The organism is Paraburkholderia sp. BR13444, from assembly GCF_040948755.1.
In the GTDB taxonomy this organism is placed as follows: domain Bacteria; phylum Pseudomonadota; class Gammaproteobacteria; order Burkholderiales; family Burkholderiaceae; genus Paraburkholderia; species Paraburkholderia youngii.
On sequence record NZ_JBFPKM010000016.1, the window covers coordinates 129,513 to 150,656 of the forward strand.

A 21,144-nucleotide genomic window follows, 5' to 3' on the forward strand; every position below is an offset into this window, starting at 1 on the left:
CCGAAGCGGTCAAACAAGCGGAGCGAAAAATGCGAAGAGTTCTGGTCACCCTTGATTTAAAAGACAAAAACTCTCGAAGAAAGGCTCCGTTGCACCGCGGAGCTATAATGCGCGGATCTTTGCTTCCCCGACGTCCACCATGAGCCGGTTACTTTGTCTGATCGTGCTTTCGCTCGGCCTCGCGCAAACCGCGGCGGCCGACGAAAACACCGACCGAATATCGGCGTACCTGACGCAGAAATTCGGTGTGGGCAGAGAAAAAGCTCAAAAGATCTCCGACGCGGTGCAATCCGCCGCCAACAAATACTCCCTCCCTCCGGCGCTGCTGCTCGCCATCATCTCGATCGAATCCCGTTTCAAGGAAAAGGCTCGCGGCGCCAATGGCGCGACGGGGCTGATGCAGGTCGTGCCGCAGGCGCACCGCGGGCTGCTGCGCAACGTGAAGGACCTGACCGAACCGGGTGCGAACATCGAAGCCGGTTCGGCGATCCTATACGGCTACATGCGCTCGGCGAACGGCGATCTGAATACGGCACTGAAGAGCTATGGCGGCTCGAAGGCCTATGCGCAGAAGGTGAATCTGCGCGTCGAAGATTTCGCGGCGGTTGCGACGCCCGCGGACGGCGCTTCAGGAGCCGCCGGGCGAGCCGCGTTGTGCGAGGCGGATCGTTGTGCCGGTGCGAACCCGTGGGCCGACGCGTTCAGCCTACCGGCGGCGCTCACTACACCTGTGACACCTGCGGCGAGCGGGGCCACCACGGCCTCAGGGTCGAGTTCGGCCGCGACAGCGGGCTCGACGCGCACGACATCGAACTAGGCGCGCTCGCGGTTTCTACTCCCGTTTTCGCCCGTACGTGTTGCGAAGGTCGGGCGGCGTGCATCTAGTTGATGTGCTGTGTTACGTGACGTAATGGGGTTCGGGCTCCGGCTTGCACGCTTTTTACGCACATAGCGCTGCCCGCTCTACAATGCATTCCCATTCGCGCTCACGAGGCGCTTCTTGCACCTGATCATGCAGACCCCCTTCTCCCGCACCACCGCCGCGGCCCTGTTCGGGCTGCTCGCGCTCACCGCATGCAGCGGCAGCACGCCGCAACCCAAATTCACGCAGGAACTGTTCGAAACCGGCGCAAGCCCGTACGCGCGCAATTTCAATTCGAGTACCGGCGATAGCTGCGAAGCCGCGCGCCGCGCACTGCTGAGTCAAGGCTATCTGACGACGATGTCGCGCCCCGATACCGTCGACGGCACGAAGAATTTTCAGCCGACCGGCGATTCACACGTGGTCGTCGAATTTCACGTCGTCTGCACGCCCGGCGAAGAGGCGGCCAATACCAGCATCGTTTATGTGAACGCGGTGCAGAACGGCTTTGCGTTGAAGAAGAGCGATACGTCGGCGAGCGTCGGGCTCAGCGTGCTCGGTTCGCTGTCGCTGCCGATTCGCTCGAATAGCGACGCGATGGTGAAGATCTCGAGCGAAACGATCCCGTCTGGGAAGTTTTACGACCGCTTTTTCAGCCTCGTCGATCATTACTTGCAGACCGTCGTGCGTACGCAGCCGGTGACGAGCAGCTCGATCGAAACGCGCACGCTGCCAATGCAGGTAGCCACGCCGCTCCAGCTGACGATTCCTGATCCGGTCCCCGAGCCGGTACCGGCGACGACTCCCGCTGCCGTTCAGGCGACGCCGGCAGTGTCGGTTCAGGCGACGCAGTCATCTGCGGTTCAAGCGGTCCAATCAGCGCCCGCACCGGTTTCGCTCACGACGCCGTCGCCGTCCTCTCCGGTCCAACCAACCGACCCGATTGGCCAGGCCGCTGCGATCGAACCCGCGAGCGGCACGGCGTCTCTGGCGCCGTGACAGCGGCGCAGCGGCTTTCGCATCGAGGCTGATCAAGATCCGATCAGCCTTTGATTCAGGCGCGCAGCCAGATTCACCTTATGGTGTTTACTTAATACGTATACATACGTAGTAGTAGTTAACAAGGGTCAACCGATTCTGTGGATAAGTCGCAAATGTCCCGCCGCTTCAACATCATGCGAAACCGATAACCCTGCGGAACACGTCGGTAGAAAAACTACATAACTGGGATAAGTTCGAGCACCCGTTAACCGACCCCACCTTTATCAAGATTTCGCGCACAGGCTGTTCGTCGTGCTATCCCGAAGTTATTCAGAGGTCGCTGTGGATAACCGTCGCCTCCGAACTACGTTTGCCGTTGCCCGCACCTGCGCTTCGCGCGATGCGAAGCGCTCGCCAACGCACAGAATTTCGGCCACCGATCGCGCACATTGATGACGCGGTACGAAGATTGCGCGCCTTCTTATTGCAAGCGCGACTGTTGCTATTTCGTCAAAAACCATTTGCCCAGCGAGCAATCCGGCATAGAGTTAAAGTGCTTTGTGAGGTTTCTGGTGCAGTGCGGGGGATGTATGAAACGCAGATCAGCACGACAGCTAGTCCGTCTTCTCTCGGACCTTCGACATGCGGCCCATTGCAGATCGTTGCGGGCGGCCGCAACCAATCGGATGATGGCGCTGGCAGCCGCCGAGGCTGCCGAGAACGGCGACACCGCTCGCGACGACGACAGTCCCGAGTCCACGCGCAATGCGCAGCGCGACAAGCTGTTCCGGAGCAGATCATGAGAACCGCGAGCGAACAGTCGTTGCGGTTTTTGGTCGACAAGTGGCTTTCGCCATCGCCGGCGGAGCCGGTTCACGTGACGGAGTTCAGCCGCACGCGCACCGGCGGGCGGCGTTATGTGCGGGTGGAAACTTCGTCGGAAGAGGGCGCGCGCGGTTTGTTCTTCTTTCGGCACGACGACGGCTGCTGGTGTGTGTTTCCGCCGACCGCCGATACGCCGAGCCTATTCGCTCGTCCGCGCGCGGCATAGTTGGGCGAATGGGCAAGACGCCTGCCGGTGCGCGTCGCGCACCGAGCGTCGGCGTCGAATCGTGTCAACTGCTGTCAGTCACAACCCCTGCGGAGCACGCTGCCGGGCGCGTTTCCAGCCCGGCAGTACCTGACACACGATCAATCCCGCGAGCATCAGCGCACAGCCGAACAATGCGCGCGCCGTCAGCGTCTCACCGAGCACGAGCCAGCCCGCGAACGCCGCGAACACGCCTTCCATGCTGAAAATCACCGCCGCGTGCGAAGGCGCCGCATAGCGCTGCGCGACCACCTGTATCGTATACGCGACGCCCACCGATAATGCACCGCCGTACGCGATCGTCGGCGCGGCTCGCACAATTACTGCGGCGCTAACGGGCTCGACGACGAGGCCAATCGACAGACACACGAGCCCACAGGTCACGAACTGCACGAGCGCGAGCATCAGCGTGTCGTGGCGCGCCGCGAAGCGGCTGACCAGCATCATCTGCGCGGAAATCACCAGCGCCCCGGCGAGCTGATACCAGTCGCCATACAGCATCGAGAAGTGCTCGTCGACGCTCAGGAAGTACATGCCAACGGCCGCGAGCAGCGCGCCAAGCCATGTACCGAGACCGGTCTGGTGGCGAAACAGCACGCCCAGCAGCGGCACGATCACCACATACAGCGAACTGATGAAGCCCGCGTTGGCGATCTTCGTGTACTGCAGGCCGATCTGCTGCAGCGAGATCGACACGGCCAGCACGACACCGAGCAGTCCGCCCGCGCCAAGCAGTTCGCGGGCGCCGCCAGGCGCGCGCTTCGTCAACTCGGCGAGCGCCGGGCGGCGCACGCAGACGATCATCGTCAGCACGACGAGCGCGCCGAGCAAAAAGCGCAAGCCGGTGAACAGGAACGGGCCGATCGTATCGAGGCTCAGTCTCTGCGCGACGAACGCGGAGCCCCAGATCATCGCGGCGATCAGCATCAGCACGTTCGCGCGCAGGTGTTGGCGGGTGTCGGGATTCAAGGTTTGTTCTGTTTTGTCGTGTGGATCGGGCTGGGAAGCCGCAAGGGCGCGCCACGCGGTGCGCAGCCCGTAAGGAATCGCTCACATGATACGCGGGCCTCGCGCGCCGGGCAGGCAAAGCCCGCGAGCCGCGCGATAATCGCGCAACGGCCGCGGTCGCCGCCGTGCGGATCGCTGTGATCACGCGACTTGCAAACCGGACCGCGATCCCTGGCTCCTTCCACGAGCAAACGAAATGGACGACAAGGACTGGATCGCGGGCGCCGCGAAGGCGCTCGCGATCATCGAAGCATTCGACGAAGAACACGCGCGCATGACGCCGACGATGGTCGCCGCGCGCGCCGGCCTGTCACGGACGGCGGCACGCCGCTATCTGCTGACGCTGCGCGAGCTCGGCTACGTCGACACCGACGGCAAGCTGTTCTGGCTCGCGCCGCGCGTGCTGCGGCTCGGGCAGTCTTACCTCGATTCGGCGCGGCTGCCGCGCACGGTGCAGCCGTTCCTGCAGCGGATCACCGCGACCGTGCAGGAAACCGCGTTGGTCGCGATCCTCGACGAACACGACGTCGTGTACGTCGCGCGCAACGGCGTGAATCGGGCGATGGCGGTCGGCTTCGTGACCGGCTCGCGCGCGCCGGCGCCGTTATCGTCGGCGGGGCTCGTGCTGCTCGCGTTTCAGCCGCCCGACAGCATCGACCCGTGGCTCGCGTCGTATCCGATCAAGGTTTTTACGCCGTACACCTATTCGACGGTCGACCGGCTCAGGGAAGTGCTCGGCGAAATCCGCCGCAACGGCTACGTGGTCACCGACCAGCAGCTCGAGATCGGGGTGCGCGGCGTCGCGGTGCCGTTGCGCGACCGGCACGGTACGGTGGTCGCGGCGATCAGCGTCAGCATGCCGATCGGCGAGGAGTCGGCGAACGCCGCGCTGCACCGCGTTTTGCCGGCGCTGCAGGAGACCGCGAGCCTGCTGCGGAACCTTGTTTGAGCGCGGCGAAGCGGTCGGCGAGGCGCGCGGCAGGTGGCTTCACGGGGGAGTTGGTAGTGTCCCTGGTGCAACTTGCAGGTCGATGCAAGCACGCTGAAAGCAGGCTGTCTCCCGGAAAATACATATCGAGTTTTGCGCATGACAAACCGCCTACGCTTGGGTAATACTCTCCCGCGGGGAGCACAAGGCGCCTCGAAGTCCGGCCCGCTCTACCGTGCAGCTGTTGTATTCATTCACATTGACTAAGTCGTCTGGTTTGGGGATCAACACATGAAAAAAGTTATCGTCTCGCTCGCAGCCGCTTCGATCGCACTCGTTTCCGTTCAGGCTTTCGCACAGGCATCGGATGCCGCAGCTACGGAAGCAGCAAGCGCACCGAAGAAGCACCACATCAAGCAACTGAAGACCCACGGCAAGAAGGCACACGTTTCCGCTGCAGCTTCGGCCGCTGGCACGAACGACAAGGGCACGCAGAACTAAGCCGACGCCCGCTCGTCGGGCGTGCCATACCGCTGCACCGGGCCGCTTGCCGGTCGATGCAGCCGGTGAAGGCAGATGCGTTGCAAGCAAAAAGGCCAGAGCGCGAGCTCTGGCCTTTTTGCTTTTGCGGCGAATATTGCGCGCGGGAGGATCAGCCCGCGAGCCCGCGCCGGATCACTTCATCGAGCAGCCCGTTCAGGCCGTCCGGATGCGTGGCGGCGCGCGTTTTTAGCTCTTCCACCAGCCCACTATTGAGCTTGCACGCAAACGGGACGAGGCCTTGCGCCTGATCGAGCTTGCGCTGCTCGCGCCGGTCGACTTTCGGCTCGGTCGCCGCGTTCTTGCCGCCGCGGTTCGCGGCCGCCTGCTTCATCGCGTTGCCCAGTTTCAGCGCCTTGTTCTTTTCAAGGTCGGTTTTTTTCATCGCCATCGGAAAGGCCTCTGCCAAATAGATCAACCCGCATTGTACGCAAGCACGCGACGTCAGCCGACTCGCTCCGGCGCGCTGGCGGAGACGCTGTCCATCAACGCACGCATCCTCTGCCAATGCGTGCCTTCCCAGAACACCCGTCCGCATACATCGCAGGTGACGAAGCGGCTATGCCGCTGCAGCACGCCGTGCGGCACACGCGGGCCGGCTTCCTCGCGCCCGATTCGCCGCAGCGGCGCGTTGCATACCAGGCATAGCCGGAACGGTTGCGCGCTGCGCGCGAGATCGAGCCGCTCGAACACTTCGCGTAACTGCTCGCGCGGCCGCAGCGCGCGCACATAGCAGCCATGCGTGATGTGGCGGCGTTTGAGCAGCTCGCGGTCGCGCGTTAGCACGATGCGCTGTTGCGCGGCGGCGAGCGCCTCGATATCGGCGTCGGGAAAGTGGTTGTCGTACAGCGTATCGAAGCCCGCGAGCCGCAATAGTGGCGCAAGGCCGCCGAGATGCGCGTCGGCGATGAAGCGCATCACGCGCAACGGACGCTCGCGCACACGCAGCAGCGGCTGGATGTCGAGCGCCTCGAACTTCGGATAGACCGCGACGCGGTCGCCGTCGGCGAGCGGATAATCGAAACCGACCGACTCGCCGTTCACGAGGATCAGCTCGACCTCGGTATGCGGCACACCGAGCACTTCGATCATGTGCTTGGTCGTCGCGTCGCGCGCGCAGACGCAGGTGAACGCGCGCCGGCGCAGCGGCCGGGCGATGAAGTCGTTCAGTTCCTCGTAAAAGCGGAATGTCGCGGTGACCATGCCTGCAGTATCGCACCGCGCGGGCTGCGTGTTGTCCTGCGCATGTCGCATGAGTGTGCTTTACTTCGGGTTCTTTAGAAGACGGAGCGATAGATGGACATCGGTTTTATCGGTCTCGGCGAGATGGGCGCCGCGATGGTTGCAAACATTCTGAAAGCCGGGCACCAGGTGCGCGTGTGGAACCGCTCGCCGGAGAAGGCTCAGCCGCTGGCCGCGCGGGGCGCGCAAGTGGTCGCCACGCCGGCTGAAGCGTTTGCGGGCGACGCCGTGTTCTCGATGCTCGCCGACGATGCCGCGCTGCGCGAAGTCATCACCGCGTCGCTGCTCGAACATGCGCCGCGTGGGCTGATCCACGCGAACATGGCGACGATTTCCGTGGCGCTCGCCGAGGAACTGGCGACCGCGCACGCGTCGCGCGGCGTGCACTATGTGGCCGCGCCGGTGCTCGGGCGGCCCGACGTCGCAGCCGCAGGCAAGCTGACGATCGTCGCGGGCGGCCCTGCCGAATCGATCGACCGGATCCAGCCGATTTTCGACGTGCTCGGCCAGAAGACCTGGCGCATCGGCTCGCTGCCGCAGCAGGCGAACGTGATGAAGCTGGCCGCGAATTTCATGCTCGGCGCGGCGATCGAGTCGCTCGGCGAAGCGGCCGCGCTCGTGACGGGCCACGGCGTCGGAATGCAGGACTTCCTCGATGTGATCACAAGCGGCCTGTTCCCGGGGCCGGTGTACTCGGGCTACGGCAAGCTGATCGCCGAGCAGCGCTTCGAACCGGCGCTGTTCAAGGCGCGTCTGGGACTGAAGGACGTGCGCCTCGCGCTCGCCGCCGCCGATGCGGTGACGACGCCGATGCCGGTCGCAAGCGTGGTGCGCGACAGCCTGATCGAGGCGATCGCGCACGGCGACGGCGAGAAGGATTTCGCGGTGCTGGGCCAGGTGGCCGCGCGGCGCGCCGGCCGTTGATCGTGGCCGTCGATCGCCGCACGCGAGCGATCGACCCAATGTGACCGCATGGAGTCACGCTGGCCGGCAAGGCATAATGGCCGCCCGATTTCCCTACTCCCGACCTCGATGACTCTGCATACCTGGTGGCTGTTCGTCGCCACCGTTTTCGTCGTATCCGCGATTCCCGGTCCCAACATGCTGCTCGTGATGACGCACGGCGCCCAGCACGGCCTGCGCCGCGCTAGCGCGACGATGGCCGGCTGTCTGTCGGCGCTGGTGCTGATGCTGGCGGTATCGGCGGCGGGACTCGGCGTGTTTCTGGCGGCATGGCCGACCATGTTCAACGCACTGCGCATGATCGGCGCCGCCTACCTCGTGTATCTGGGCATCAAGGCATGGCGCGCGCCGGCCGACGAAGCCGCCGCGCAAACCGTCGACGATCTGGCGGTCAGGCCCGCGCGCTCGCGCTTCGCGCTTTTTCGCAACGGCTTTCTGGTCGCGAGCAGCAATCCGAAGGCGATTCTGTTCGCGGCCGCGCTGCTGCCGCAATTCATCGATGCCACCGAACCGAAGTTGCCGCAGTTCGGCGTGCTGCTCGCGACGTTCGCGTTGATCGAGGTCAGCTGGTATCTGGTGTACGCGGGTTTTGGTACACGCATCGGCGTGAAGCTGAAGAGCCGCAGCGTCGCGCGGATGTTCAACCGGCTGACGGGCGGTGTATTCGTGGGTTTCGGCGCGATGATGGCGCTGGTGCGGCACTGAGCACCGCGCCTGCTGGCAGACAAGGGAAACTGAAGCGTATTTGTGTGACCGTTGTATGTTTGCAACATCGAGGGTCAACCCTAATTTGCATGTTGCAACGCACCAAGCGGTTTGCTATAGTACGTCTTGTCTCCTCCATGTCTCCTCTGATATGGATTCAGCCCGCCAACCTAGGCGGGCTTTTTTTTGCCCGGAATTCGCCGCGCGTGCGCAAAGCGCCGCCGCCGCAAGCACAGAAAATCAAGCTCAGACCTTATACGACGCGGCCACGAAGGAAGTGACCGGGTTCGCGGTATTAAAACGAAAAAGCCGGTCTTTATAGACCGGCTGGCTTTTTCGTAGGCTCGCAGCGAGGCTCGCGGGTCGACTCGCTTAGCGTTTCAAACCGCTGTCTTCGGTCGCGCCGATCGCGAGATTCATGCACTGGATCGCCGCACCCGACGCGCCCTTGCCGAGATTGTCCAGACGCGCGACGGTCACGAAGCGCTCCTCATTGCCAAACACGAACAGGTCCACACGATTGGTGTCGTTGTTCGCCTGCACGTCGAAGAAGCCGTTGTCGAGGTTCGCGTCGGCGTCGAACGGTGCGACGTGCACGAATGCTTCGCCTGCGTAGTACTCGGCGAACAGAGCCTGCACGTCCTGCGGTGTCGTCTTCTTCGCGAGCTGGCCCGGCGAGAAGTACGTGGTGACCGCGAGGCCCTTGTAGAAGTCGCCAACGATCGGCGTGAAGATCGGCGCCGACTTCAGGCCCGTATGCGCGGCCATTTCCGGCAAATGCTTGTGCGTGAGGCCGAGCGCGTATGGGCGCGGGCTCTTCAGCCTGTCGTTGCCGCCGGCTTCGTAGTCGGCAATCATCTTCTTGCCGCCGCCGCTGTAGCCGGTGATCGAGTAGGCATGCGCGGCGAACTCGGGCGCGACGACGCCGCCTTCGACGAGCGGGCGCATCGCGAGCACGAACGCCGAGGCGTGGCAGCCCGGCACGGCGATGCGTTTGGCGGTGCGCAGGCGCTCGCGCTGCGAACGGGCCAGTTCAGGCAGGCCGTAGGCCCAGTCGGGCGAGGTACGGAATGCGGTGCTCGCGTCGATCAGCACCGTGCGGTCGTTCTCGACGAGCGAAGCGGATTCGCGCGAGGCGACGTCGGGCAGACACAGGAACGTGACGTCCGATGCGTTGATGAGACGACGGCGCTCGTCCAGGTCCTTGCGCTTCGCTTCTTCGATACGCAGGATTTCGACGTCGGCGCGCTGCGACAGGTATTCAAAAATCTTCAGGCCGGTCGTGCCTTCCTGTCCGTCGACAAAAACTTTCGTGCTCATCTCACTCTCACTCGCTGGAAACGGGGCGCGACGCCGCGCCGGAACGTTATTTTAAGACGTCATCGCCGCGACCGTGCGGTGCAGCGCGAAAAAACGACGATGCGCGCGCAACGTGACATCGGCGTGACCCGTTGCGCGGCAAATGCGGGCTGATGACCGAAGATGCACTACAGATGCGGCGCGACGCCGCTTCGGCGCCGTTCAGGCCGCTCTGCCATCAACCGCGCGCCGCGATCCAGCGCGCGGTGACGCCCGCGATGCGCGCGCCGAACAGGCGCGCGGTTTCGAGATCGCCCGGCGGCGGCGCTTCGTCGGGCGACGCATCGGCCGCCGATTGCGTGAGCAGGCCGGTAAAGCCGCCGACGAAGTTCAGATCGTTGCGCGTCGCGGCCTTCGTGTTCGACGGCATCATGCCGGTGCCCGCCCAGATCATGCTGTGCTGCATCGCCAGCGTGACGAAGTACTGGATCGTCGAGAACTTGTCGCCGTTCATCGTCGCCGAGTTCGTGAAGCCGGCCGCGATCTTGTCCTTCCACGCCTGCGCGAACCACGGTTTCGAGCTCGCATCGGCGAACTTCTTGAAGTCGGCCGACGGGCCGCCCATGTAGGTCGGCGCGCCGAAGATCAGCGCGTCGGCCGCGGCGAGTTCGTCCCACGAGGCGTCGTCGAGGTCGCCCACCGGCATCAACTTCGCGTGCGCACCGGCTTCGAGCGCGCCCGCGAGCACGGCTTCGGCGACCTTCTTCGTATGGCCGTAGCCGCTGTGATAAACGATGACGATCTTCGACATGGACTGCTCCAGCAAGGCGACCCGGAAGGTGATGGGAGACGAAACCCGATGCGGCGAGGCGGCGCGCCATGACGACCGCGCTGGCCGCCACTAGCGCCCGTAATTGATCACCAGCTTCGCGCTGCCGATCGCGGCCGTGCCGATCTCGTGATCGAACATCAACGCGGGACGCCCTTGCGCGAGACGCAGATCGGCCGAGTTCAGCGCGTACACGGTGATGATATAGCGATGCGGTTTGCCGGGCGGCGGGCACGGGCCGCCATAGCCGTCGGTATCGAAGTCGTTGCGCGCTTCGACCGCGCCGAGCTTGCGCAGGAAACCGGACGAACTGGCATTCTCGGGCAGGCTGTCGACCGTGGCTGGGATGCCCGCGACCGCCCAATGCCACCAGCCGCGCCCAGGCGCGTCCTCGTCGAACATCGTGATCGCGAAGCCGCGCGTGCCGGCCGGTGCGGCGCGCCATGAAAGCTGCGGTGAACGGTTGCCGCCCTTGCAGTCGCTCTGGTCGAACACCTGCGCATTCTGCACGGCGCCGCCCGCGCGCACGCTCGCGCTCGTCAGCGTGAACGGCTCGTCGGCGCGGGCACCGGCACTATGCGCCGCCAATAGTGCGAGCATCGCACCGACGGCGAGCGATCGATGCCACCAGGATGAAGCCAACGAAACAACCAGGCAACGCACGCGCATATGCCGGTTCTCCTGTCAGGGCGCGAGGCGCGGGTCCTCGCGATGGTCGTTTTCCTGAATTGTGCCCCAAGGTCGAATAAAGTCTAACACCAGCGCTGATTAGCTCTGCGACGCAATCTGTTCGCTTTCCGCGGAATTAGCAGATAGGAAATCAGCTATAGTAAGAGGATTATCGGGCGACCCTGGCTGTATTTATCTCGTTTAAATAGCGAGCGTCGAAAGAAGTGTTAGAAGTTGTGGAGACCGGTTTATCCGTCCAGAGGAGGACGATGCAAGTTTCACTCAGGGTCGTGGTGGCAGACGATCATCCGGTTATTCTGTTTGGTGCCGAAAATGCGCTTCACAAATTTCCCGGTATGCAAGTCGTTGGGCGCGCAAGACAGTCGACTGAACTCATCAAATTGTTGCAATCCACCGGATGCGACGTGCTCGTCACCGACCTGGCCATGCCGGGCGGTCAGTACGGCGATGGCTTGCAACTGATCGACTATTTACGCCGCAATTTTCCGAACCTGCCCATTGTCGTGCTCACCATGCTCGAGAACGCCGCCTTACTGAAACGGCTCAAGGAGCTTGGCGTGACGTCGGTCGTGAACAAGTCGGACGATCTAAGCCATATTGCGCTTGCGGTACAGCACGTCGGCCGTCGCATGACCTATATGAGTCCGTCGGTGAAGGCGGTGCTCGAAGGGTTGCGGGTCAATTCGGCCGGCAAGCGCGACGACTCGAAGCTGTCGAGGCGCGAACTCGAAGTCGTGCGGCTGTTCGTGTCGGGTATGACGATCAAGGAAATTTCGGAGCGTTTGAATCGCAGCATCAAGACGATCAGCACGCAGAAAAATGCAGCCATGCGCAAGCTCGGAATCGATCGCGACTCCCAACTTTTCCAGTATGCACAGAGCAATGGTTTGCTGAATCTGTCGTCGAACGCGGCCAGGAACATCGCGAACGAGTCCTGATATCGCGCCTCGTTTTGTCCGCCGCGTAATCGGCGAAAGGTAATCGGCAATATGCAATCGGCGATAAAAAAAGCCGCCTGTTTCGCAACAGGCGGCTTTCTTATTCAATTCGCATAAAGCGGCTACGTTTTTATTGTCACTGCTTTACCGCGATGGCTTTATTGCGGCGCAGACGTCGCACCACCATGCGCCGCGGACCATTCGGCCGGCGCGTGCAGGAATTTCTCCACTTCGTCGATTGTCTTCGTGTCGAAGTAGTTGTTTTGCTTCGCTACGCGCAGCACGTCCCACCACGTGGCGAGCGCGTGCAGATCGACGTCGATGTCTTTCAGCACCGACACGCTTTCCTTGAAGATGTTGTAGTGGAACAGCACGAAGCAGTGGTTCGCCGTCGCGCCGGCGGTGCGCAGTGCGTTGATGAAGTTGATCTTGCTGCGGCTGTCGGTCGTCAGGTCTTCGACGAGCAGCACGCGCTGGCCTTCGGTCAACAGACCTTCGATCTGCGCGTTGCGGCCGAAACCCTTCGGCTTCTTGCGCACGTACTGCATCGGCACCATCAGGCGGTCGGACAGCCATGCCGCGAACGGGATACCCGCGGTTTCGCCGCCGGCGACCGCGTCGATCTGCTCATAGCCGACGTCGCGCAGGATCGTCGCTTCGGCCATTTCCATCAGGCCGCGGCGCACGCGCGGATACGAGATCAGCTTGCGGCAGTCGATATACACCGGGCTCGCCCAGCCGGACGTGAAAATATACGGTTTCTCCGCGTTGAAATGCACTGCTTGCACTTCGAGCAGCATTTTGGCGGTGGTGTCGGAGATCGTCTGGCGATCGAAGCCTGTCATGGGCGGATCCTTCGGAGTGAGCGGGGGGAGAAGCGGGCGCCGGGCCCGGTGGCGCAGCAAGCGGGGTATGCCGCGCCATGCTGGGCGGGATACGCGGCCGGGGGAAGAGCAAAGACCGGCTTTTGCTGCGCGCGTGGGCCGTTATTTTACCTGAAATGGGTCGCACCGAGGAGGCCGTCGTACGCGCCGCCGCCCCCGGTGGGCGCTTCGGCGCGCGCATCGGCTTGTGACCGGCTGAGGCCGCCTTTACACTCACGCGACTTTCCCGGGTGGCAACCCACGCAGCCGCCTCCAGACCAACGGAATGCTTTCAATGAACGCCGCTCCATCCGCCTCAGCCTCCGCCACCGAAACCCGTTTTGCCGTCAAGCCGGGCCATGCGGGCCGCGCACTGCTCGCGTCGGTGCTGGGCTACGCGATGGACGGCTTCGATCTGCTGATCCTCGGCTTCATGCTGCCCGTGATCGCCGCCGACCTGCATCTGAGCTCGTCGCAGGCCGGCGCGCTGGTTACATGGACGCTGATCGGCGCAGTCGCGGGCGGCGTGCTGTTCGGCGTGCTCAGCGATTATTTCGGCCGCGTGCGCATGCTGACGTGGACGATCCTGATCTTCGCGGTGTTCACCGGCCTGTGCGCGCTCGCGCAGGGCTATACGGACCTGCTGGTCTACCGGACCATCGCCGGCATCGGGCTGGGCGGCGAATTCGGCATCGGCATGACGCTGGTCGCCGAAGCGTGGCCGGCGTCGCAGCGGGCGCGGGTGTCGTCGTATGTCGGTCTTGGCTGGCAGTTCGGCGTGCTGGCGGCCGCGTTGCTGACGCCGCTCCTGCTGCCGGTGATCGGCTGGCGCGGCATGTTCGCGCTCGGGCTGTTGCCGGCGGTCGTGTCGTTCTTCGTGCGGCGCCGCGTCGAGGAGCCGGCGCTTTTCAACCAACGCGTCGCGCGCGGCATGCGCAAGCTGCCGCTGAAACTGCTGTTCGTCGATGCGCGCACGACGCGCGCGAGCCTCGGCGTCATGATCCTGTGCTCGGTGCAGAACTTCGGCTATTACGGGCTGATGATCTGGCTGCCGAGCTATCTGTCGAAGACCTTCGGCTATTCGCTGACCAAATCGGGGCTATGGACCGCCGCGACGATTCTCGGCATGGCGGCCGGCATCTGGCTATTCGGCATCGCCGCCGACCGCTTCGGCCGCAAGCCGACGTTCCTGTTCTACCAGGCGGGCGCAGTCGTGATGGTGTTCGTATATGCGCAACTGACGACGCCGATGGCGTTGCTGATCGGCGGCGCGGCGATGGGGGTGTTCGTGAACGGCATGATCGGCGGCTATGGCGCGCTGATTTCGGAGCTCTATCCAACCGATGCGCGCGCCACCGCGCAAAACGTGCTGTTCAACGCCGGGCGCGCAGTGGGCGGCTTTGGGCCGGTGGTGGTGGGCGCGCTGGCGGCGCGCTACTCGTTCGGCGCGGCGCTCGCGCTGCTCGCGTCGATTTACCTGCTCGACATCTTCGCGACACTATTTCTGATCCCTGAGCGACGCGGCGCCGAGCTCGACTGAGCTTGCCGCCGACAATTGGCGGAAAAACAGCGTCAAGTGCAGCGACTCCGCATTTATAGCGGCTGTTTCGCCAATGGTGAGTTCTGTTAACCACTCAGTGCATCGACACTTCCGGGGTGTACACTGATCGACCCGCGAAGCACTCCACATCGTCCCGTCTTCGTCGAGGTAAGTCATCGCGCCTTGCCGGGCGCGTGCGAAAACCGCCTCGATCGGCTATCCATTCGACAGATGAAAACGCCGCAACGGTGTGGGGCGCCGGGTCCAATCACTTACGTCTCGCAGGCCTAGAAATGGACGAACAATTCAAGCAAAGCGCTCTCGCATATCACCAGAATCCGAAACCTGGCAAGATTTCGGTGACGCCCACCAAGCCGCTGTCGAACCAGCTGGATTTGTCGCTCGCGTATTCGCCGGGCGTGGCTGCAGCCTGTATGGCGATTCACGAGGAACCGCTCGACGCGCAGAAGTACACGTCGCGCGGCAACCTGGTCGGCGTGATCACGAACGGTACAGCGGTGCTCGGCCTCGGCAATATCGGCCCGCTCGCCGCGAAGCCGGTGATGGAAGGCAAAGGGTGTCTGTTCAAGAAGTTCGCCGGCATCGACGTGTTCGACATTGAGCTCTCCGAATCCGATCCGGACAAGCTCGTCGAGGCGATCGCGATGCTCGAGCCCACGCTCGGCGGCATCAACCTCGAGGACATCAAGGCGCCCGAGTGCTTCTACATCGAGAAGAAGCTGCGCGAACGTATGAAGATTCCGGTCTTCCACGACGATCAGCACGGCACCGCGATCATCGCGTCGGCGGCGATCCTGAACGGCCTCAAAGTGGTCGGCAAGAAGCTCGACGAAGTGAAGCTGGTCTGTTCTGGCGCGGGCGCCGCCGCCATTGCGTGCCTGGATCTGCTCGTCAATCTCGGTCTGTCGAAGAAGAACATTATCGTCGCCGACTCGAAGGGCGTGATCTACGAAGGGCGCGGCAACCTCGATCCGTCAAAGGAACGCTATGCGGCGCACACCGAAGCGCGCTCGCTCGCCGACGCAATTCGTGGCGCCGACGTGTTCCTCGGCTGCTCGAGCGCCGGCGTGCTGAAGCCGGAGATGGTCGCCGAAATGGGCTCGCAGCCGCTGATTCTCGCGCTCGCGAACCCCGAGCCGGAAATCCGTCCGGAAGAAGCGCGCAAGGTCCGCCCGGACTGCATCATCGCGACCGGCCGTTCGGACTATCCGAACCAGGTCAACAACGTGCTGTGCTTCCCATTCATCTTCCGCGGCGCGCTCGACGTCGGCGCGACGACGATCACCGAAGAAATGAAGCTCGCGTGCGTGCGCGCGATCGCCGAACTGGCCGAGGAAACCGACCAGGGCGATGAGGTCGCGAAGGCCTACGAAGGCCACTCCCTCGAATTCGGTCCCGAATACCTGATTCCGAAGCCGTTCGATCCGCGTCTGATCATCAAGATCGCGCCGGCCGTCGCGCAGGCCGCGATGGATTCGGGCGTCGCGACCCGTCCGATCCAGGACATGGACGCGTATCGCGAACAACTCGGCGCGACCGTCTATCGCTCGGGCATGGTGATGCGGCCGGTCTTCGCGGCGGCGAAGTCGGCACCGGCGCGCATCGTGTTCGCCGAAGGCGAAGACGAGCGCGTGCTGCGCGCCGCGCAGTTCGTGCTGCTCGAAAAAATCGCGAAGCCGATCCTGGTCGGCCGTCCGTCGGTGATCGAGATGCGTCTGAAGAAGATGGGCTCGAAGCTCAAGTGCGGCGAAGACGTCGAAATCGTCGATCCGGAAGACGATCCGCGCTATCACAAGAGCTGGCAGGCGTATCACGAAATCGGCGCGCGCGAAGGCGTGACGCCCGACGTCGCGAAGGCTGCGATGCGCAAGTTCAACACGCTGATCGGCGCGATCCTCGTGCATCTCGGGGATGCGGACGGCATGATCTGCGGCATGATCGGCCAGTACCACACGCACCTGAACTTCATCGAGCAGGTGCTCGGCAAGGCCGACAACGTCGATAACTTCGCCGCGATGAACCTGCTGATGCTGCCGGGACGCAACCTGTTCATCTGCGACACGTACGTGAACGAAGTGCCGACCGCCGAGCAGCTCGCCGACATGACGATGCTCGCCGCGCGCGAAATCGAGAAGTTCGGGATCACGCCGAAGGTCGCGCTGCTGTCGAACTCGAACTTCGGCAGCGCGCCGTCGTCGTCGTCGCAGCGCATGGCCGCGGCGCGCAAGCTGATCACGCAACGCGCGCCGTCGCTCGAAATCGACGGTGAAATGCACGGCGACGCGGCGTTGTCGGAGGCGATCCGCAAGGCCGCGTTCCCGGGCACGACGCTCGCCGGCGAAGCGAACCTGCTGATCATGCCGAACGTCGAAGCGGCGAATATCGCGTACAACCTGCTGAAGGTGGTGGGCGGCGAAGGCGTGACGGTCGGACCGTTCCTGCTCGGCGCGGAAAAGCCGGTGCACATCCTGACGCCGGCCGCGACCGTGCGCCGGATCATCAACATGACGGCGGTCGCTTCGGCTAACGCGCGCAAGTCGGTGAACGCGAAGTAACGTGCATCGCGCGGGGTTGAAGCGGGGGCGGCAGTAACGCGCGCGCGACGGCTTCGGTAAAGGCGCTACGGAATTGCGGTTCCGTGGCGCTTTTTTGCGTCCGAAAAAAAGCGGCGGTCCGTGAAGACCGCCGCTTTTCAGTTCAACTGCCAGAGTCGATCAGGCCGCGTGCTGCGTCGTCTTGCCTGCATCGGACGAACGCCAACGCGTGAGCAGCTCGTTCCACTTGATGCGCACGCCTTTCAGGTTGTTCTCCTTCACGTGCCCATAACCGCGGATGCCGTCGGGCAGGTTCGCGAGCTCGACCGCGAGATCGCGCTTCTGCGCAGTCAGCCCGCGGATCAATTCACGCACCAATGCCTCGTATTCGCCGATCAGCGCGCGCTCGGTGCGACGCTCCTCGGTGTTGCCGAACACGTCGAGCGCGGTGCCGCGCAGGAACTTGAGCTTCGCGAGCACGTGCATCGCGCGGAACATCCACGGACCGTACTTCTTCTTCACCAGATGGCCGTGCGCGTCCTTCTTCGATAGCGTCGGCGGCGCAAGATGCAGATGCAGCTTCCAGTCGCCTTCGAACGTCGCGTTCAGCTTTTCGATGAACGCCGGGTCGCTGTACAGACGCGCGACTTCGTATTCGTCCTTGTACGCCATCAGCTTGTGCAGGTTTTTGGCGACCGATTCGGTCAGCGGCATTTGGCCGTCGGCGGAATCGAGCGCTTCTTCCGCAGCACGCACCTGCGACACCAGCGTGCGATAGCGCTCTGCGTACGCACTGTTCTGCCATGCGGTCAGATAGTCGGCGCGCTTGTCGATCAGCGTGTCGAGCGCCTTCGGCGTATGCAGTGCGATGATCTTGCCGCTTGCGTTGTCGGCCGACTCGCCGCGTCCCTGGGTTTGCGCGAGCTTGCGCACCGCGGCCAGATCGTGCGCGGCACGCCGGCCCCATTCGAACGCGGCACGGTTTTTCTCGACCTGCACGTCGTTCAGCTCGATCGCGCGAATCAGCGACTCGTGCGTGAGCGGCACCCAGCCGCGCTGCCACGCGTAGCCGAGCACGAACGGGTTCGTGTAGATCGCGTCGCCGAGCAGCGCGACCGCAAAGTGGTTCGCGTCGACGGCCGAGACGTTGTCGTCCCCCGCTGCGGCACGCACGTCGGCTTCGGTGCTGCTGCCGGGGAAGCGCCAGTTCGGATTCTTGATCAGCTCGGCGGTCGGCGTGTGCGCGCTGTTCAGCACCACGCGCGTGCGATCCGCCTGCATCCGCGACACGCACTCGTCGCTGGCGGTCACGATCGCGTCGCAGCCGATCACGAGGCTCGCTTCGCCCATCGCGATGCGGGTCGCATGGATGTCGGCCGGCTGGTTCGCGATCTGCACGTGGCTCATCACGGCGCCGCCTTTCTGCGCGAGGCCGGTGACGTCGAGCACAGTGACACCCTTGTTCTCGAGATGCGCGGCCATGCCGAGCAGCGCGCCGATCGTGACGACGCCGGTGCCGCCGACGCCCGTCACCAGCACGCCGTACGGACGCTCGATGGACGGCAGCTCGGGGTCCGGCACCGGCGGCATGTCGGCGCCGGCGCCCGACGCCGCCTTGGGCTTGCGCAACTGGCCGCCTTCAACGGAGACGAAGCTCGGGCAGAAGCCGTTCACGCACGAGAAGTCCTTGTTGCAGGTCGACTGGTTGATCTGGCGCTTCGTGCCGTACTCGGTGTCGAGCGGTTCGACCGACAGGCAGTTCGACTTCACCGAGCAGTCGCCGCAGCCTTCGCACACCGCCTCGTTGATCACGACGCGCCGTGCCGGATCGGGATACGCGCCGCGCTTCCGGCGACGGCGCTTTTCGGTCGCGCAGGTCTGGTCGTAGATCAGGATCGTGGTGCCAGGAATCTCGCGCAACTGGCGCTGCACGTCGTCGAGCTGGTCACGGTGATGAATGTCGACACCGGGCGCGAGGCCGACATTCGCCGCGTATTTCTCCGGCTCATCGGTGACGATGACAATTTTCGCCGCGCCTTCAGCGGCGAGCTGGTGCGTGATCTGCGGCACGGTCAGCACGCCGTCGACCGGCTGGCCGCCCGTCATCGCGACCGCGTCGTTGTACAGCAGCTTGTAGGTGATGTTCGCCTTCGACGCGATCGCCGCGCGAATCGCGAGCAGCCCCGAGTGGAAGTAGGTGCCGTCGCCGAGATTGGCGAACACGTGCTTGTCGTTCGTGAACGGCGCCTGGCCGATCCACGCGACGCCTTCGCCGCCCATCTGGCTGAACGTGCTGGTGCTGCGGTCCATCCAGACCGTCATGTAATGACAGCCGATGCCGGCCATCGCGCGCGAGCCTTCCGGCACATTGGTCGAAGTGTTGTGCGGGCAGCCCGAGCAGAACCACGGCTTGCGCTCGACTTCGACGCGCGGCCGCGCGAGCGCTTTTTCCTTCGCCTCGATCACCGCGATGCGCGCGGCGATCCGGGCGCGCACGTCCGACGGCAGATCGAACTTGTCCAGCCGCGTGGCGATGGCCTTCGCGATGATCGCGGGCGACAGCTCGTAGTGCGCCGGCAGCAGCCAGTTGCCCATCGGCACCGACCATTCGCCGCCCGCGCCGTCTTTTTCGTCGAACTTCCCGAACACGCGCGGGCGCTGCGCGTCGGGCCAGTTGTACAGCTCTTCCTTGATCGCGTATTCGAGGATCTGGCGCTTTTCCTCGACCACGAGAATTTCGTCGAGACCGCGCGCGAAGGCGTGCGCGCCTTGCGCTTCGAGCGGCCACACGCAGCCGACCTTGTACAACCGGATGCCGATGCGCGAGCAGGTTTCGTCGTCGAGACCGAGGTCGGTCAGCGCCTGACGCACGTCGAGATAGGCCTTGCCGCCGGTCATGATGCCGAAGCGCGCGTGCGGCGAATCGATTTCGACACGGTCGAGCTTGTTCGCGCGCACGTAGGCGAGGCCCGCGTACCACTTGTAGTCGAGCAGACGCGCTTCCTGCACGAGCGGCGGATCGGGCCAGCGGATGTTCAGCCCGCCGTCGGGCATCACGAAGTCTTCCGGCAGGATGATGCTGGTGCGGTGCGGGTCGATATCGACCGATGCGGACGATTCGACCACGTCGGTCACGCACTTCATCGCGACCCAGAGGCCCGAATAGCGGCTCATCGCCCAGCCGTGCAGGCCGAAGTCCAGATATTCCTGCACGTTCGACGGAAACAGCACCGGCAGCCCGCACGCCTTGAAGATGTGTTCGGACTGGTGCGCGAGTGTCGAGGATTTGGCCGCGTGATCGTCGCCGGCGAGCACCAGAACGCCGCCGTGCCGCGACGAGCCGGCCGAGTTGCCGTGCTTGAAGACGTCACCGGAGCGGTCGACGCCGGGGCCCTTGCCGTACCACATCGAAAACACGCCGTCGTATTTGGCGCTCGGGTACAGGTTGACCTGCTGCGAACCCCACACGGCGGTGGCCGCGAGGTCTTCGTTGACGCCTGGCTGGAACACGACCTGATGCGCGGACAGATGCTTTTTGGCTTTCCACAGCGACTGGTCGAGTCCGCCGAGCGGGGACCCGCGGTAGCCGGAGATGAAGCCGGCCGTATTGAGGCCAGCGGCGCGGTCGCGTTCCTGCTGCAGCATCGGCAGACGCACCAGCGCCTGGATGCCGCTCATGTAAGCGCGGCCGCGATCGAGGGTGTATTTGTCGTCGAGCGTGACGGAAGACAACGCGGCTTCGAGCGAGGCTCGCTGACCTGCGTCTAGCGGGGCATTCATTATGTGTACTCCTCCACTTCAGCTTGGGATCACCAAAACTTTTCTGGCCCCCGGCATCTCGTGAATGCTGGGGCCGGGGTCGTCATATTGACGGGTTTCAAGCGATGGTAGCACTGGTGGAAACCCGCCGCAGCGGATCAAAAATCGCCCGCGCCGAGTCTGATTTCAGATGGTTTCGCTGCAAGTTGGCCGCGCGTTGTCAGCAGTTGGCGCGGATTTTCCACGGAATCGAGTTGGGTTGTGCTTGCGCATGTAACAAGCTGTAAAACCTACAAATGTGCGGAACCGCAGTGAAAACCACTGTCTAATCCCCGACCTGCGAGCGATGCTG

Annotated in this window: 18 protein-coding genes; 10 read left to right on the forward strand and 8 right to left on the reverse strand. The window is 63.8% G+C overall.

Features of this window, described 5'->3' with window-relative positions; all coding sequences use genetic code 11:
• The first annotated feature begins 139 nt into the window (after positions 1-139).
• The 3 genes from AB3X95_RS32030 (at position 140) to AB3X95_RS32040 (ending at position 2,894) form a co-directional block, all read left to right on the forward strand.
• Positions 140-817 (forward strand): lytic transglycosylase domain-containing protein, encoded by a 678-nt coding sequence (locus AB3X95_RS32030; RefSeq protein ID WP_368623385.1) that lies wholly within the window; start codon positions 140-142, stop codon positions 815-817.
• 195 nt (positions 818-1,012) lie between these two features.
• The gene (locus tag AB3X95_RS32035; protein WP_368623386.1) at positions 1,013-1,861 is read left to right on the forward strand and encodes a DUF2242 domain-containing protein; all 849 of its coding nucleotides are present in this window, start codon (positions 1,013-1,015) and stop codon (positions 1,859-1,861) included.
• Between the two features lie 781 nt (positions 1,862-2,642).
• The gene (locus AB3X95_RS32040; protein ID WP_176124598.1) at positions 2,643-2,894 is read left to right on the forward strand and encodes a hypothetical protein; all 252 of its coding nucleotides are present in this window, start codon (positions 2,643-2,645) and stop codon (positions 2,892-2,894) included.
• Positions 2,895-2,972: 78 nt separating this feature from the next.
• Here the strand turns inward: AB3X95_RS32040 and AB3X95_RS32045 are convergent, their stop codons facing one another.
• Entirely contained in the window at positions 2,973-3,902 is a 930-nt protein-coding gene (locus tag AB3X95_RS32045; RefSeq protein ID WP_176367718.1) for a DMT family transporter, read from the reverse strand.
• Between the two features lie 235 nt (positions 3,903-4,137).
• Here AB3X95_RS32045 and AB3X95_RS32050 point away from each other — a divergent pair, with 235 nt between their 5' ends.
• A complete protein-coding gene (locus tag AB3X95_RS32050) occupies positions 4,138-4,890 on the forward strand; it encodes an IclR family transcriptional regulator C-terminal domain-containing protein (RefSeq protein ID WP_176110068.1) in 753 nt (250 codons plus the stop codon).
• A gap of 270 nt (positions 4,891-5,160) precedes the next feature.
• Positions 5,161-5,370 (forward strand): hypothetical protein, encoded by a 210-nt coding sequence (locus tag AB3X95_RS32055; protein ID WP_018432578.1) that lies wholly within the window; start codon positions 5,161-5,163, stop codon positions 5,368-5,370.
• Between the two features lie 151 nt (positions 5,371-5,521).
• Here AB3X95_RS32055 and AB3X95_RS32060 read toward each other — a convergent pair whose 3' ends face one another.
• The gene (locus AB3X95_RS32060; RefSeq protein WP_176110069.1) at positions 5,522-5,800 is read right to left on the reverse strand and encodes a hypothetical protein; all 279 of its coding nucleotides are present in this window, start codon (positions 5,798-5,800) and stop codon (positions 5,522-5,524) included.
• Positions 5,801-5,853: 53 nt separating this feature from the next.
• Positions 5,854-6,612, reverse strand: a complete 759-nt coding sequence (locus AB3X95_RS32065) for a Mut7-C RNAse domain-containing protein (protein WP_176380113.1) — start codon at positions 6,610-6,612, stop codon at positions 5,854-5,856.
• Positions 6,613-6,705: 93 nt separating this feature from the next.
• Between AB3X95_RS32065 and AB3X95_RS32070 the strand changes: the two genes are divergently transcribed.
• Together AB3X95_RS32070 and AB3X95_RS32075 are read left to right on the forward strand one after the other, a co-directional pair.
• Positions 6,706-7,575 (forward strand): NAD(P)-dependent oxidoreductase, encoded by an 870-nt coding sequence (locus AB3X95_RS32070; protein ID WP_176367717.1) that lies wholly within the window; start codon positions 6,706-6,708, stop codon positions 7,573-7,575.
• Positions 7,576-7,683: 108 nt separating this feature from the next.
• Positions 7,684-8,319, forward strand: a complete 636-nt coding sequence (locus AB3X95_RS32075; RefSeq protein ID WP_368623387.1) for a LysE family translocator — start codon at positions 7,684-7,686, stop codon at positions 8,317-8,319.
• 372 nt (positions 8,320-8,691) lie between these two features.
• On the opposite strand, the gene argC is transcribed toward AB3X95_RS32075, so the two are convergent.
• From argC to AB3X95_RS32090, 3 genes are all read right to left on the reverse strand, one after another.
• Entirely contained in the window at positions 8,692-9,639 is a 948-nt protein-coding gene (gene argC, locus AB3X95_RS32080; RefSeq protein WP_176124610.1) for an N-acetyl-gamma-glutamyl-phosphate reductase, read from the reverse strand.
• Between the two features lie 217 nt (positions 9,640-9,856).
• Complete coding sequence (locus tag AB3X95_RS32085; protein WP_176380117.1) at positions 9,857-10,429, reverse strand: flavodoxin family protein; 573 nt, start codon at positions 10,427-10,429, stop codon at positions 9,857-9,859.
• Between the two features lie 90 nt (positions 10,430-10,519).
• Positions 10,520-11,116 carry a YbhB/YbcL family Raf kinase inhibitor-like protein gene (locus tag AB3X95_RS32090; protein WP_176124614.1) on the reverse strand — a complete coding sequence of 199 codons (597 nt, stop codon included), beginning with the start codon at positions 11,114-11,116 and terminating at the stop codon, positions 10,520-10,522.
• A 269-nt stretch (positions 11,117-11,385) separates the two neighbouring features.
• Between AB3X95_RS32090 and AB3X95_RS32095 the strand changes: the two genes are divergently transcribed.
• On the forward strand, positions 11,386-12,075 hold the full coding sequence (locus tag AB3X95_RS32095) for a response regulator (protein WP_176124615.1): 690 nt from the start codon (positions 11,386-11,388) through the stop codon (positions 12,073-12,075).
• 158 nt (positions 12,076-12,233) lie between these two features.
• Here the strand turns inward: AB3X95_RS32095 and AB3X95_RS32100 are convergent, their stop codons facing one another.
• Complete coding sequence (locus AB3X95_RS32100) at positions 12,234-12,920, reverse strand: orotate phosphoribosyltransferase (RefSeq protein ID WP_368623388.1); 687 nt, start codon at positions 12,918-12,920, stop codon at positions 12,234-12,236.
• 313 nt (positions 12,921-13,233) lie between these two features.
• Between AB3X95_RS32100 and AB3X95_RS32105 the strand changes: the two genes are divergently transcribed.
• Both AB3X95_RS32105 and AB3X95_RS32110 read left to right on the forward strand, forming a co-directional pair.
• Positions 13,234-14,478 (forward strand): MFS transporter, encoded by a 1,245-nt coding sequence (locus tag AB3X95_RS32105; RefSeq protein WP_368623389.1) that lies wholly within the window; start codon positions 13,234-13,236, stop codon positions 14,476-14,478.
• A 293-nt stretch (positions 14,479-14,771) separates the two neighbouring features.
• On the forward strand, positions 14,772-17,054 hold the full coding sequence (locus tag AB3X95_RS32110) for an NADP-dependent malic enzyme (protein WP_368623390.1): 2,283 nt from the start codon (positions 14,772-14,774) through the stop codon (positions 17,052-17,054).
• A gap of 159 nt (positions 17,055-17,213) precedes the next feature.
• Here AB3X95_RS32110 and AB3X95_RS32115 read toward each other — a convergent pair whose 3' ends face one another.
• The gene (locus AB3X95_RS32115; RefSeq protein WP_368623391.1) at positions 17,214-20,813 is read right to left on the reverse strand and encodes an indolepyruvate ferredoxin oxidoreductase family protein; all 3,600 of its coding nucleotides are present in this window, start codon (positions 20,811-20,813) and stop codon (positions 17,214-17,216) included.
• Positions 20,814-21,144: the final 331 nt, after the last annotated feature.